This is a genomic window from Pseudoxanthomonas sp. LH2527 (assembly GCF_022539275.1).
Taxonomy (GTDB): Bacteria; Pseudomonadota; Gammaproteobacteria; order Xanthomonadales; family Xanthomonadaceae; genus Pseudoxanthomonas_A.
The window spans coordinates 37,913-50,493 of the sequence record NZ_JAKZBW010000030.1; the positions used below are offsets into that span (position 1 = coordinate 37,913).

The 12,581-nt window shown below is 67.4% G+C and carries 14 protein-coding genes; 9 read left to right on the plus strand and 5 right to left on the minus strand.

All coding sequences use genetic code 11. The features are described from left to right. Positions 1–7 precede the first annotated feature (7 nt). Positions 8–1,087 (minus strand): tetratricopeptide repeat protein, encoded by a 1,080-nt coding sequence (locus MMG85_RS15310; RefSeq protein WP_241046814.1) that lies wholly within the window; start codon positions 1,085–1,087, stop codon positions 8–10. 87 nt (positions 1,088–1,174) lie between these two features. Here MMG85_RS15310 and trxC point away from each other — a divergent pair, with 87 nt between their 5' ends. From trxC to MMG85_RS15330, 4 genes are all read left to right on the plus strand, one after another. Next, positions 1,175–1,615 (plus strand): thioredoxin TrxC, encoded by a 441-nt coding sequence (trxC, locus tag MMG85_RS15315; RefSeq protein WP_241046815.1) that lies wholly within the window; start codon positions 1,175–1,177, stop codon positions 1,613–1,615. Positions 1,616–1,652: 37 nt separating this feature from the next. Further along, positions 1,653–2,222, plus strand: coding sequence for a GNAT family N-acetyltransferase (locus MMG85_RS15320; RefSeq protein ID WP_241046816.1), 570 nt, complete (start codon positions 1,653–1,655; stop codon positions 2,220–2,222). A gap of 41 nt (positions 2,223–2,263) precedes the next feature. Then, positions 2,264–3,073, plus strand: coding sequence for an SAM-dependent methyltransferase (locus tag MMG85_RS15325; protein ID WP_241046817.1), 810 nt, complete (start codon positions 2,264–2,266; stop codon positions 3,071–3,073). A gap of 291 nt (positions 3,074–3,364) precedes the next feature. Then, the gene (locus MMG85_RS15330) at positions 3,365–5,335 is read left to right on the plus strand and encodes a GGDEF domain-containing protein (RefSeq protein ID WP_241046818.1); all 1,971 of its coding nucleotides are present in this window, start codon (positions 3,365–3,367) and stop codon (positions 5,333–5,335) included. Between the two features lie 9 nt (positions 5,336–5,344). Here the strand turns inward: MMG85_RS15330 and MMG85_RS15335 are convergent, their stop codons facing one another. After that, positions 5,345–6,457, minus strand: coding sequence for a diguanylate cyclase (locus tag MMG85_RS15335; RefSeq protein ID WP_241046819.1), 1,113 nt, complete (start codon positions 6,455–6,457; stop codon positions 5,345–5,347). 194 nt (positions 6,458–6,651) lie between these two features. Between MMG85_RS15335 and MMG85_RS15340 the strand changes: the two genes are divergently transcribed. From MMG85_RS15340 to MMG85_RS15350, 3 genes are read left to right on the plus strand one after another with little or no spacing between them, the layout of a single operon-like run. Further along, the gene (locus MMG85_RS15340; RefSeq protein ID WP_241046820.1) at positions 6,652–7,272 is read left to right on the plus strand and encodes a DUF998 domain-containing protein; all 621 of its coding nucleotides are present in this window, start codon (positions 6,652–6,654) and stop codon (positions 7,270–7,272) included. 29 nt (positions 7,273–7,301) lie between these two features. After that, positions 7,302–7,646, plus strand: coding sequence for a RidA family protein (locus MMG85_RS15345; protein WP_241046821.1), 345 nt, complete (start codon positions 7,302–7,304; stop codon positions 7,644–7,646). Positions 7,647–7,649: 3 nt separating this feature from the next. Continuing rightward, complete coding sequence (locus tag MMG85_RS15350; protein WP_241046822.1) at positions 7,650–7,862, plus strand: hypothetical protein; 213 nt, start codon at positions 7,650–7,652, stop codon at positions 7,860–7,862. Positions 7,863–8,037: 175 nt separating this feature from the next. Here MMG85_RS15350 and MMG85_RS15355 read toward each other — a convergent pair whose 3' ends face one another. Then, positions 8,038–9,300 (minus strand): TIGR03862 family flavoprotein, encoded by a 1,263-nt coding sequence (locus MMG85_RS15355; protein WP_241046823.1) that lies wholly within the window; start codon positions 9,298–9,300, stop codon positions 8,038–8,040. 97 nt (positions 9,301–9,397) lie between these two features. Between MMG85_RS15355 and MMG85_RS15360 the strand changes: the two genes are divergently transcribed. Continuing rightward, the gene (locus MMG85_RS15360; protein WP_241046824.1) at positions 9,398–10,996 is read left to right on the plus strand and encodes a serine hydrolase; all 1,599 of its coding nucleotides are present in this window, start codon (positions 9,398–9,400) and stop codon (positions 10,994–10,996) included. A 144-nt stretch (positions 10,997–11,140) separates the two neighbouring features. On the opposite strand, the gene MMG85_RS15365 is transcribed toward MMG85_RS15360, so the two are convergent. Then, positions 11,141–11,575 (minus strand): FKBP-type peptidyl-prolyl cis-trans isomerase, encoded by a 435-nt coding sequence (locus MMG85_RS15365; protein WP_241046827.1) that lies wholly within the window; start codon positions 11,573–11,575, stop codon positions 11,141–11,143. A gap of 86 nt (positions 11,576–11,661) precedes the next feature. Between MMG85_RS15365 and MMG85_RS15370 the strand changes: the two genes are divergently transcribed. After that, positions 11,662–12,024, plus strand: a complete 363-nt coding sequence (locus tag MMG85_RS15370) for a DUF6164 family protein (protein ID WP_241046825.1) — start codon at positions 11,662–11,664, stop codon at positions 12,022–12,024. A 99-nt stretch (positions 12,025–12,123) separates the two neighbouring features. Here the strand turns inward: MMG85_RS15370 and MMG85_RS15375 are convergent. Continuing rightward, positions 12,124–12,581: SRPBCC family protein (locus tag MMG85_RS15375; RefSeq protein WP_241046826.1), on the minus strand; the 458-nt coding region annotated here is incomplete at its 5' end.

Genomic DNA, 12,581 nt, shown 5'->3' on the forward strand with positions numbered 1-12,581 from the left:
GGGCGATTCAGTGCGCCAGCCGCCGCAAGGCATCCAGTTTGGCGTGGTAGAGCCGGCGCTGGTCGCCTTCGCTGAGACGCTCTGCACGCGCCAGCGCCTTGCCGGCGCGGCGGTGGTCGCCTTGCAGGAAGTAGGCGCGTGCCAGGCCGAAATGGAAGCGGTGTTCGTCGGGGAACAGCTTGATCGCCTGGCGGTAGTCGCGGATGGCCAGTGCGAAGTTGCCCTCGCGCTCGTGCTGGGCGCCCTGCAGGAAGTGATGGAACGGGTCCCGTGCCTGCACGCGCTGCAGGCGGGCCTGCAGTTGTCCGGCCGCTTCGACATCGCCTGTGCGCTGGTAGTGCGCGGCCAGGTTGGACAGGGCGCCGGGCGCCATGGGATCCAGTCGTAGCGCTTGCAGGTAGTGCTGTTCGGCCTGCGCCGGATCGCCATGCCGCAGATGCAGCACGCCGGTGTTGCTCCAGGTCACCGCGTAGGTGGGGTCCAGCCCCTTCGCCACGCCCGCATAGCGCAGTGCATCGTCCAGTCGGCCGGCTTCCAGCAGGTCGGCGGCGCGGTTGTTGTAGTAGTGCACCAGCAGGCGCGCGTCGCTGATCTCGCGGGGCGGCTTGCGGGCGATCACCTGGTCCCAAGCGACGTCCACCGTCAGTTGGCGGTGCCGGATGCGCACGCCTGCATTGACGTGGTGGGTGCGGTAGAGGGTGTCCTGTTCCTGCCGCCACGCCAGGGTTTCGTCGATCTGCTGGCCGTAGGCCTGCAAGCCGGCTTCCCGCGCCAGCGCGATGGCGAGCAGGGTGAAGCTGAGGCAGTTGGCCTGGCGGGTGGCGTAGGCCTCCGCCACGGTGTGGTTGGCGGTGATGTCGTAGCGCATGCCCAGGTCGTCGGGCGAGAACAGGAACTCGACCATCCGCCGCAGGCGCTGCTCGGACTTGCGGGGCGTCGTCAGCACCTTGGCGTGGAACTCGCGGCGCAGCGGCTCGGGCAGGGCCATGACCTCGGCCGGCGTCGGCGGTTGCGCGGAGGGCGCCGGGGCGGCGGCGGGGGCCAGTCCGGCCATGGCCAGCGTGGCGGCCATCAGGGTGGCGATCATCGTGCGGCCCTCATCGAGGAGAACGATGCTCGCAGTCTATGCGCTGTGGCGATGCAGCATGGGCGGCCCCGGCGTTAGGATGTGCGCATGGATGCCGCCGCCCACCTGATCGCCTGCCCGCACTGCGCCGCGATGAACCGCGTGCCGTCGGAGCGGCTGGCCGAGGCGCCGCAGTGCGGGCGCTGCCACGAGGCGCTGTTCACCGGGGTGCCGCTGGCGCTGGGGGAGGCGGACTTCGATCGCCACGCGCTGCGCAGCACGTTGCCGTTGCTGGTCGATTTCTGGGCGCCCTGGTGCGGGCCGTGCCTGCAGATGGCGCCGCATTTCGAGCGTGCGGCGGGCCTGCTGGAGCCGGCCATGCGGCTGGCCAAGGTGGACACCGACGCCAGCCCGGGGCTGGGCAACCGCTTCGGCATCCGCAGCATCCCGACCCTGGTGCTGTTGCAGGGTGGCCGCGAGATCGCCCGGCAGAGCGGGGCGATGCAGACGGAGGGGATTGTGCGGTGGGTGAGGGAACAACGGATTTGACTCGAACCGGCGAGGATCATTGTCTGGCGTCCGTGTCATGAGCCTACGGATCTCGCTGGGCCCGGAATGCGCGGGGACGGCGATAGCCGCCTCACCCGTGGGCACGACACGCCTGTTCCTGCATCCATTGCAGGAACGGGATGAAGCCGACTACTGCGCCTGGTTTTCCGATCCTCTTGTGATGGCGCACATCGGGGCCCCTCTTGATCATTCCCAGGCGCAGCGAGCGTTCCGCGCGAGCCTTGCCATGATGCGTAATCCGAAGCCCTCCGCTTGGCTCTGGAGGGCGTCGACACGCGAGGCGGACGATACCGTCGGCCTTGTGGGTCTGGTGGTGAGGGAAGGCCTGCCGGAGATCGGATCCGTCATTGTCCCTTCGCAACAGGGCAAGGGCTACGCGTATGAGGCACTGAGTCGTGTACGCGACGAAGGATTCGCGCGGTTGGGCCTGCCTGCCCAATACGGCTGCCAACTTCCATCGAACCATCGCTCCATCGGCCTGATGAACAAACTGGGTTTCCAGCAGATGTCGGGGCGTCAGGATCGGATTCATTGGCATCTCTCCCGTGATCAATGGACGACAGGCCTTGGGCGTGGGGCGACTTAGCCCTGATACTGCGTGTCTGGGGCACACGGGGAATTCATCGCATGAGTGGTCACAAGGGAAGCCTCGCCTGCGTGGGCGTAGGCATGACGCTGGGGGCGCATCTGGCGCCCCGGGCGCGCAGCCATATCGAGCAGGCGGATGTCGTATTCGTTGCAGTGTCCGATCCGCTGGTGGAGTTATGGATTCAGGGCATGGGTAAGGACGTGCGGAGCCTGCAACCGTTCTATTCCGAGGGGAAGCCGCGAACGGATACCTATCGCGAGATGGTGGATGCGATGTTGATGGAGGTTCGCGCAGGCAAGCGGGTGTGCGGTGCCTTCTACGGCCATCCTGGCGTATTTGCCGTCGTCCCTCATCGCGCCATCGCGCTGGCGCGCTCCGAAGGATTCGACGCGGTGATGGAAGCGGCAGTGTCTGCGGAAGACTGCTTGTACGCGGACCTCGGGATCGATCCCGGATCGGTCGGCTGCCAGCACTACGAGGCCAGTCAGTTCATGTTCTACCGGCGAACGATCGATCCATCTGCCTATCTGGTGCTGTGGCAGATCGGCGTGGCTGGCGATCCATCGCTGGCACGATTCGCCACGGGTGCGGCCTATAGGCAACTGCTGCTGGAATTGCTGGCGCAGCACTATCCCGAGGACCATGAGGTCATCGCCTACGAGGCGTCGACCATCCCCATAGCTCCTCACCGGGCCGATCGCATGCCGCTTGGAAGTCTGCCTCAGGCTGCCTTGAGTCTGGCAACGACGCTGGTGATCCCGCCTGCGGTCGCCTTGCAACGGGACGCCGCCATGGTGGCCAGGCTCTTGGCGCTGTCTGGCCGGGCGCAGGGTAGTGATTTCGCCTGAAAACGGCTATCTTCCGGACGGGGGCGGGACGGGGCGAAACCCCCGTCTCGCGAACGGTCGAATCTGGATAAGGGGCAGCGGTTTGTCGAGCTGGCCCGACGGATGGCCGCATTCTTGTCGCGCTTTAGGGGGAAACTATGTCGGACCGTATGGTGAAGTGTCTTGAAGGACTGGGGAGCGATGCGTCGGCATCGTTCTTGAATCGCGAACAGTACGCGGCGGTGGTGGGTGCGATGGGGCTTCCCGAAGCTGAGCAGTCAGCGCTGCTTGGCCGCGATGTCCAGCGTATCAATGATCTCCTGGGTGGCCGGCCGCAGATGGTCTGCGCCATCTTTGCGCCCGAGGAGAGCCCACTCAAGGAAGGAGAGGATGGGGATGGACAGAAAGATGGCGAAGAGCATCCGGATGAGGATGCGCCGCTCAACTGAGTTGCGCAGTCGGGATGTCAGGAAGACCGTCATCCATGCGTGGATGACGGCGCTGTTTGCGTTTGTGTTGCTGGCCAGTCCCGCCGCGTTTGCTGCGGGACCTGAGCGCGTGGGCGAGTTGCTGGAAAGGGCTGAGCAGCTGCGCAGTTCCGACGCGCTGGCTTTCAGGCGACTGTTGAGCGAGGCGAACGAGTCGCGCGCGGATGCCAGCGAGGCACAGCGCGAGCAGATGGACTATTTGAACGCCTACGCGCTGAACACCTCGGGTCGCTTCTCCGAGGCCATCGCGGCTACCAAAAGGCTGCTTGCCACCACGACGAACAAGAACCTGCGCGTGCGTGCCAGCGCGCTGCTGGTGAACAGTTACGGCGCTACCCGGCAGTTTGCCGAGGGACTCAGGCAGCTCGAGCGCACGCTGGAGTGGCTGCCGGAGAGTGACGATCCCCGCATGCACGTTCACGCGATGGTCTCGGCCAGCATTCTTTACAACCTGATCGGGCAATACGAGCACGGTCTGGAATACGCCACCAAGTTGCAGCAGCAAACCCTGAACGAGCGCGAGCAGTGTTTCGCGCGGTACACAGAAGCGGAAGCACGGTTCTTCATGGGCAAGGCCTCCGACAGCGCGGACATCGCGTCGGTGATCGAGTTCTGCGCCTCGATCCGCGAGGCGATTCTGTCCAATCTGGGACGCCAACTGCTGGCGCGTCAATTGGCGGATAACGGACAGCGCAGCAAGGCCATCGCGCTGCTGCAGACACATTTGCGTGACGTCGAAGCGACCCGTTATCCCCGCCTGATCGGCGAAGTCCATGCGCTTCTTGCGCAGTATCTGCTCGAAGACGAGGATTTCGGTGGTGCCGAACAGCATGCGAAAGCGGCCGTCGCGTATGCGAGCGATATTGCGTATTCACAGCCGCTCGTCATGGCGTACCACACGCTTTACGACGTGGCACAGCGCAAGGGTGACGCACAGCTGGCTCTCAACTATTTCAGGAAGTACGCCGAAGCGGACAAGGCGTATCTCAATGAAGTGAAGGCGCGGGAGCTGGCGTACCAGATCGTCCGCCAGGAGACCCTCCAGAAGTCCCAGCAGATCAGCGTACTCGACCAGGAAAACCAGGTCCTGCAGCTGCAACGCGAGGTCGACAAGGCCGCGGCGCAGAACACCCGGCTGATCGTCATCCTGCTGATACTGCTGATCGCCTCCATCGGCTACTGGGCCTTCAAGATCAAGCGCGTGCAGTTGTCGCTGAAGAAGATGGCCGAGACCGATGCGCTGACCGGCATCTGCAACCGCCACCACTTCACCATCCGCGCCGAGCGCGCGCTGGCCGAGTGCGCCCGGAATGGCGAACAGGCCTCGCTGATCATGTTCGACCTGGACCACTTCAAGAACATCAACGACCGCTTCGGCCACGGCGTCGGCGACTGGGCGTTGAAGGAAGTCGCCGAAGCCAGCAAGGGCTTCTGCCGGCGCATCGACGTGCTGGGCCGCCTGGGCGGCGAAGAGTTCGCCATCCTGATGTACGGCTGCGACCTGCGTGCCGCCTCGCGCGTGGCCGAGGATTGCCGCGTGCGGCTGGCCCAGATCGAGACCCGCGAAACCGGCCACGTGTTCGCCATCACCGGCAGCTTCGGCGTGACCTCCAGCCAGCACTCCGGGTACAGCCTGGCCAAGCTGCTCTCGCACGCCGACAAGCTGCTTTACCGCGCCAAGCACAACGGCCGCAACCGCGTCTGCGTGTACGACGCCGAGCAGGAAAACGTCCGTGCCGCCAGCAACGTGCTGGAAATGCCGCAGCGCGACCGCACGGAGCACCTCGGCGCCTGAGGCGCCGCGTCAAAGCGTGTCGGCGAGCGGCTGCAGGTCCTCGTCGATCGCCAGCTGGTTGCGGCCCCGGCTCTTGGCCTGGTAGAGCGCGCGATCCGCCGCTTCCAGCCACGCACGCAGTCCCTCGGCCGATCCGGTCGCCTTCGCCAGCCCCAGGCTGACCGTCGGCCGCAGTCCCGGCGCGCTCTCCAGCGTCAGCGCCTGTACGCCCTCGCGGATCCGTTGGGCCACGATGCCCGCCGCCTCCACGTCGGACCCGCGCAGCAATACCGCGAACTCGTCGCCCCCCAGCCGGCCGGCCGCGTCGTGGTTGCGGATGCTGTGGCGGATCACCTCCGCCGTCGCCCGCAGCACGTCATCGCCGGCCGCATGGCCGTGGCGGTCGTTGATCGCCTTGAAGTGGTCGATGTCGATCATCAGCAGCGTGGCCGGCTCGCCGGTCGCCGCGCACTGGTCCATCAACAGGGCGGCCTGTTCCTGCCAGTGGCGACGGCTGTCCAGCGCCGTCAGCGTGTCGCGCCGGCTCAGTTCGTCGAGCTGCCGGTTCTGCCGCTTCACCTTGCGCACCAGCCGGTAGCTGGCCTGGCTGACGGCGATCGAATGGATCATCAGCATGGGCAGGCACGCGATCATCACCGCCATGCTGGTGATCGGCTGCATCTCGAAGCCGGTCGACACCCCGACTGCCAGCGCGCCCGCGGCCATCAACGGCAGCGACCAGTACCACAGCCGATCGATGCCGGTGCTGATCTTGTCGACGGTGGTGAGCGTGACCAGCAGCACGCTGGGCAGCAGGTTGAAGGCCATCAGTGGCACCCACATGCCTGCCAGGATCGAATCGACCAGCAGGTTGCGGATCTCGCCGCGGAACGGCGCCGGATGGCGCACGGCCAGCCACAGCGCGAGTTGCGGCCACAGCACCGTGGTGAAGAACAGGAACAGCCAATGCCCCGTGCCCGCCTGGTTCTCCAGCAACACCAGGGCGATCGGCAACGCCGCCAGCCCCATGCCCAGCATGCGCAGGCGATGGATCCGGCGCGGCAGGCGTTGGGTGTGGCGCTCCGGATCGGTGCCGGGCGACGGTGCGGTGAACGGCATTGGCGCTGGAGTCCCCTTGCTCATGGCGGCCATCCCGGTGCGCCCGGGATGGCCGGAGTGTAGGCGAAAGCGTGATGGTGGGCACGCTGCGGCGTGATGCCACGTCAGCGGCCGCAGGCGCGGATTCTTGAGTGCGTGGACGATAATCGGATGTCCTTCGCGCGCGGCTTCCGTTGATGTCCATGCCCCGTCTTTCCACAGTCGATACGCGTTTTTCGATGCCGCCCCGCGTGACCGCGCTGGCGGCCATGGCAGGCGCAGGCGCGTTCCTGTTGGTGGCGGGCTCGCTGCAGGTCGTGCGGGACGACCTCGACTGGCGACAGGCCACGCTGAGCCAGTACCTGTCGGGCCCCGGTGGCCTGCTGTTGCGCACCCTGTACTGCGTGCTGGCCGCCGCGATCGTGTTGCTGGCGACCGGCCTGTATGCACAGCTGTCGGCGAAGGCGCGCAGTGGCGCGCCGTGGCTGCTGCTCTGCTTCGGTGCGCTGGCACTGGCAGGCGTGGCGATCGGGGACTCGTGGCTGCCGCAGGTGGCGCCGGACTTCCATCACTGGTTCCACCACACCTGCGCGATCAGCGCGTTCCTGTGCGTCACCACCGGCATGGTGCTGCAGGCGTGGCGGTTCCGCCTGGACGACGCCTGGCGCCGCCGTTTCCCGCTGGCCGCGACGTGGTCGGTCGCGTGCTACGCCCTGCTGTGGGTGCATGCACTGTGGCCGCCGGCGGGGCAGGGCTGGGTGCAGAAGCTGCTGATCGCGCTGATCGTCCTGGCCCTGTGGCTGGGCGGCTGGTGGTTGTGGCGCGCCGCCGCCGGTGCGGTGGTCAGGCCGCAGCGCTAAGCTGCAGGCCTCACAACGGAGGAAACCCCATGATCCAGCGCTTCGACGTAGGCCCGCGGCTGTCCGAGATGGCCATCCACAACGGCGTGGTGTACCTGGCCGGGCAGATCGCCGAGGACGCGACGCAGGGCATCGCCGGGCAGACGCAGCAGGTGCTGGCCGAGATCGACGCGCTGCTGGCCCGTGCCGGCACCGACAAGTCGAAGATCCTGCGCGCCGAGATCTTCATCAAGGACCTGCACGATTTCGAGGCGATGAACCGCGTGTGGGACGCCTGGGTGCCGGAGGGCAATGCGCCGCCGCGCGCCACCGTGCAGGCCAACCTTGCGCGGCCGGCCTGGCTGATCGAGATCGTGGTGACCGCGGCCGTCTGAGTCATGGCCACGCGCAAGCCCGGTCCCTGGCAGCGCCCCGCGCCCAAGCGTCGCGGGGCTGCGTCGAAGCTGACGCCGGCACAGGTGGAGGAAGCGCGCGCCCGCGCGACGGCGGCGGGCCGACGCTATCCCAACCTGGTCGACAACATGTACGTGGCCGCAAAGGCGCGACGCGCGTCGGAGCCGGCAACGCAGGTTGACGAGGACGCAGAATGACGCCGCCTGCCGCGCGAGGACCAGCATGCACATCGCGCCGTAAGTCGCTGTAACAAAACTGCTGCGTAACGCTAACCGGGCTTCAACACTTCGTCGCGTATCGTGCGCCCACGTTCCGCAGCCGCTGCGGCACGCACTCCCCACGGTGCGCGCCGCAGCCCCTGCGGACGACCAATCAGGCGCTGTGTTCGTCCAGCCAGTCGATCACGCCCCGCGCGGCGTGGCGGCCGCTGGCGAAACAGGCCGTCAGCAGGTAGCCGCCGGTGGGTGCTTCCCAGTCGAGCATCTCGCCGGCGGCGAACACGCCGGGCACCTCGCGCAACATCAGGTGCGTATCCAGCGCTTCCAGCCGAATGCCGCCGGCGCTGCTGATCGCCTCGGCGATCGGGCGCGGACGCTGCAGCCGGAACGGAAACCGCTTCAGCGTGCGGGCGATGCGTGCGGGGTCGGCCAGCGCCGCCTTGTCCAGCACTTCGTACAGCAGCGCAGCGCGCACGCCGCTGACGCCCGCCTCACGACGCAGGTGCTCGCTGAGGCTGCGCGAGCCGCGCGGCTTGGCCAGGCGCCGCGAAAGGTCTGCCTCGTCGCGCCCGGGCAACAGGTCCAGGATCAGCGTCGTCGCGCCGTCGCGGGCGATGGCGTCGCGCAGCATCGGCGACAGCGCGTAGACCAGGCTGCCTTCGATGCCGGTGGCGGTGATGACGCATTCGCCCTGGCGCTGCTGCGCCACGCCGTCGGCGTCCCGCCAGTGCGCGACGACCGGCTTGAGCGGTTCGCCTGCGAAACGCGAAGCCAGATGCTCGCTCCAGCCGATATCGAAGCCGCAGTTCGACGGTTGCAGGGCTGCGACGGAAACACCCTTGGCTTCCAGCGCCTCCACCCAGGCGCCGTCGGACCCCAGTTGCGGCCAGCTGCCGCCGCCCATCGCCAGCACCGTCGCGTCGGCGTGCAGCGTGCGCTCGCCATCAGGCGTCGCGAAGCGCAAGCCGCCGTCGTCGTTCCAACCCAGCCAGCGGTGCTGCACATGGAAGCGCACACCCTGTTCGCGCAAGCGCCGCACCCAGCCACGCAGCAGCGGCGCGGCCTTCAGGTCGGACGGGAACACGCGGCCCGAGGTGCCGACGAAGGTCTCCACGCCCAGGTCGCGCGCCCATTCGCGCAAGGCATCGGCGTCGAAATCGCGCAGCCAGGCCGCGACCTCCTGCCTGCGCTCGGCGTAACGGCTGACGAAGACCTCGAAGGGGTCCGAGTGGGTCAGGTTCATGCCGCCCTTGCCGGCGATCAGGAACTTGCGCCCCACCGAGCCCTTGGCGTCGTACAGATCCACCTGCAGGCCCGCAGCGCGCAGTGTCTCGGCGGCCATCAGCCCGGCAGGACCTCCGCCGATGACGGCGACGCTGCGCGGTGGGGAAGAATCGTCGGGGCGTGGCGAAGGCATCGGCATAGTATGCCGTGCCGACCCGCGGCTTCCGGCAGGCGCAATGCGCGCGCGGCATGCGGTATCGTCGCCCAGGACTCCAGATGCGGGACACACGATGCGCTCGAAGCTGTCGGCGACCCACGGTCGCGCCCTCTGCCTGCTCGGCCTGCTCGCCTTCGGCGCCGTGGCCAACGCGGCCACGCCCCCCGCTGCGCTGCAGGACATCGACGCCTATGTCGAATCCGTGCGCGAGGCCTTCGACGTACCCGGTATCGCGGTGGCCGTGGTCAAGGACGGCGAGGTGGTGCTGGCGAAGGGCTGGGGCGAGCGCGAGATGGGCAAGGCCGCGCGGGTCGATGCGCACACCATGTTCGCCATCGCCTCCAACACCAAGGCGTTCACCGCGGCATCGCTGTCGATGCTGGCCGACGAGGGCAAGCTGACGCTGGAAGACCGCGTCATCGACCACCTGCCATGGTTCCGGATGGCCGATCCGTACGTGACCCGCGAAATGCGAGTGCGCGACCTGCTGGTCCATCGCAGCGGCCTGGGACTGGGCGCGGGCGACCTGCTGTACTGGCCCACCACCACCTACAGCAACCGCGAAGTGGCCGAGCGCCTGCGCGACGTGCCCCTGAGCGGCGGCTTCCGCGAGCGTTATGCCTACGACAACATCCTCTACGGCGTGGCGCAGCTGGTGATCGAGCAGGCCAGCAGCCAGTCCTACGAGCAGTTCCTGCGCACACGCTTCTTCCAGCCGCTGGGCATGCGCGAGACGCGCTACAACAGCGATGCCTTGAAGGCCGGCGACAACGTCGCCACCGGCCACGCCATGGCCGATTTCACCACGCTGCAGCCGGCGCCGCGCATGACCTGGCGCAACGTCGCCGGGGCCGGAGGTATCTATTCCAGCGTCACCGACATGGCGAAATGGATGAACGCGCAGCTCGCCGGCGGCACCTACCGCGATGCGAAGGGACGCGAGCAGGCGCTGTTCACGCCGGCGCGGCAGAAAGCGATGTGGTCGCTGGTCACGCCCATCCCGATCGCCGAACCGAAGATCGAGGCGCTGAAAGCGGCGAAGCCCAACTTCCTCGGTTACGGGGAAGGCTGGATGGTTTCGGATTTCCAGGGCCGCAAGCTGGTCTGGCACACCGGCGGCTGGCCGGGCATGGTCTCGCGGGTGACGCTGGTGCCGGAGCAGAAGCTGGGCATCGTGGTGCTGACCAACCAGGAGGTGGGCGCCGCGTTCAATGCCATCACCATGAAGGTGCTGGATGCCTACCTGGCCGACAGCGGCACCGACTGGCTGGCCGCCTATCAGGCACAGGTGGCGCATGCCAAGGGCAACGCCGACGAACGCTGGCAGAAGCTGCTGGCCGCACGCGACGCCAGCTCGAAGCCCTCGCTGCCGCTGGCGAAGTACGCCGGCACGCTGCGCGACCGGTGGTACGGCGACGTGGTGGTTTCGCAGGAAGGCGAGGGACTGGTGCTGCGCTTCAGCCGCACGCCGGAACTGGTGGGCGACCTGCAGCCCTGGCAGCACGACACCTTCGTGGTGCGCTGGCGCGAGCGCTGGCTCAACGCCGATGCGTTCCTGACGTACTCGCTGAAGCCGGATGGCGGTATCCACGAAGCCCGGATGGAGGCTATCTCGCCGCTGACCGACTTCAGCTTCGACTTCCACGACCTGCGGCTGGTGCCGGTGGAGTAATGACGGCCCGCTGTAGGAGCGACGTGAGTCGCGACCGCACGCCCAATGTGTCCTGAAAATTCTGTGTCGCGCGGCTGTTGATGTTCAGGTGTCGACCAATGCGCGGTCGCGACTGACGTCGCTCCTACAGGAGCAGCGTCGCGCTCACTCGTGCGGCTTGACGTCGATCAGTTCCACGTCGAACACCAGCGAGGCGCCCGGCGGGATGACGCCACCGGCGCCCTTGCTGCCGTAGCCGAGGTCGGCGGGGATCTTCAGGGTGCGCTTGCCACCGACCTTCATCCCGGCCACGCCTTCGTCCCAGCCGCGGATGACCTGGCCGGCGCCGAGCAGGAAGGTGAAGGGCGTGCCGCGGTCGACCGAGCTGTCGAACTTCATGCCGCGCTGCTGCGGCGCGTTCTCGTCGTACAGCCAGCCGGTGTAGTGCACGCTGACATCGCTGCCGCTGGTGGCCATGGCGCCGGTGCCGGCGGCGGTGTCGATGCGTTCGAGTTCGGCGACGTTGCCGCCCGGCGGTGGGCCGGAGGGAGCGCAGGCGGCGAGCAGGGTCAGCAAAGCAGCGAGCAGCAGGGTACGCATCATGGGGTTCATCGATCTCGGCAAGGCGCGCAGGGTAACCCATCGTTGGCGAAGGACCCCGCCTGGGCTGCGGTTACACTGCCGCCATGGCGAAACTTTTCCTCAACCTGCGCAACGTACCCGGCGATGAAGCCCACGAGGTACGTGAGCTGCTGCGGACCAACGCGATCGACTTCTACGAGACCCCGCCCAGCCCGTGGGGCATTTCCGCCGGCGGGCTGTGGATCGAGGATGCGGATCAACTGGCACGCGCGAAAATCCTGATGGCCGACTATCAGGCCCGGCGTCGCGAGCAGGCCCGCACCCAGCAGACAGCGGACGAGCGCGAAGGTCGCGCAGAGACGTTCATGGGCCTGCTGCAGTCGCGGCCGGGATACGTCATCGGCATGCTCGCGGCAATGGCCGCGATCATCGCGTTGACGCTGGCGTTGCCCTGGCTGCTGCTCTGATATCAGGTGGCTTCCGGCAGTAAGTACGCGATCCGTAGGTCCTCAGCTGCGGTCGCTTCACGCGCCCGGTCCGGATGACTCTAGAGCGCACGTGAAAGCTCAGAACAGCGCATGCAGCGCTTCCAGCATCGTGGCCCAGCCCTGCTGTGTGCGCCCGGCGTAGTCGGCCCAGGCGCGGGGCAGGGTATGCGTCAGACGCAACGCGCAGCCGTCGGGTGTCGGCGTGATGACGATATCGACGCGGCTGCCGTCCTGGTCGGCTTCGCCGGCGATGGTCCAGGTGAAGGACAGCCGGTGCGGACGCTCGATGACCAGGTATTCGCCGACGTGGTCGATGCGCTCGCCGTCGCGCTCGACCAACATCGAGAAGCGGCCACCGACGCGCGGGTCCACGTCCAGGCGCAGCAGTTTTTCTTCGCGGATTTCCGGGCCCATCATCCACTGACCCAGCAGGCGCGGCGTCAGCCACGCGTCGAATACGCGTTCGGCCGGCGCGGCGAAGGAACGATGGACGGTGACATCGACGGTGTCGGGAGGCGTGGTCATGGCGTTTCCGG

Excerpts from the sequence above, each read along its gene's own strand:
- MMG85_RS15310 (WP_241046814.1), bottom strand. The coding sequence starts at position 1,087 with ATGATCGCCACCCTGATGGCCGCCACGCTGGCCATGGCCGGACTGGCC.
- trxC (WP_241046815.1), top strand. The coding sequence starts at position 1,175 with ATGGATGCCGCCGCCCACCTGATCGCCTGCCCGCACTGCGCCGCGATG.
- MMG85_RS15320 (WP_241046816.1), top strand. The coding sequence starts at position 1,653 with ATGAGCCTACGGATCTCGCTGGGCCCGGAATGCGCGGGGACGGCGATA.
- MMG85_RS15325 (WP_241046817.1), top strand. The coding sequence starts at position 2,264 with ATGAGTGGTCACAAGGGAAGCCTCGCCTGCGTGGGCGTAGGCATGACG.
- MMG85_RS15330 (WP_241046818.1), top strand. The coding sequence starts at position 3,365 with ATGATCTCCTGGGTGGCCGGCCGCAGATGGTCTGCGCCATCTTTGCGC.
- MMG85_RS15335 (WP_241046819.1), bottom strand. The coding sequence starts at position 6,457 with ATGAGCAAGGGGACTCCAGCGCCAATGCCGTTCACCGCACCGTCGCCC.
- MMG85_RS15340 (WP_241046820.1), top strand. The coding sequence starts at position 6,652 with ATGCCGCCCCGCGTGACCGCGCTGGCGGCCATGGCAGGCGCAGGCGCG.
- MMG85_RS15345 (WP_241046821.1), top strand. The coding sequence starts at position 7,302 with ATGATCCAGCGCTTCGACGTAGGCCCGCGGCTGTCCGAGATGGCCATC.
- MMG85_RS15350 (WP_241046822.1), top strand. The coding sequence starts at position 7,650 with ATGGCCACGCGCAAGCCCGGTCCCTGGCAGCGCCCCGCGCCCAAGCGT.
- MMG85_RS15355 (WP_241046823.1), bottom strand. The coding sequence starts at position 9,300 with ATGCCTTCGCCACGCCCCGACGATTCTTCCCCACCGCGCAGCGTCGCC.
- MMG85_RS15360 (WP_241046824.1), top strand. The coding sequence starts at position 9,398 with ATGCGCTCGAAGCTGTCGGCGACCCACGGTCGCGCCCTCTGCCTGCTC.
- MMG85_RS15365 (WP_241046827.1), bottom strand. The coding sequence starts at position 11,575 with ATGCGTACCCTGCTGCTCGCTGCTTTGCTGACCCTGCTCGCCGCCTGC.
- MMG85_RS15370 (WP_241046825.1), top strand. The coding sequence starts at position 11,662 with ATGGCGAAACTTTTCCTCAACCTGCGCAACGTACCCGGCGATGAAGCC.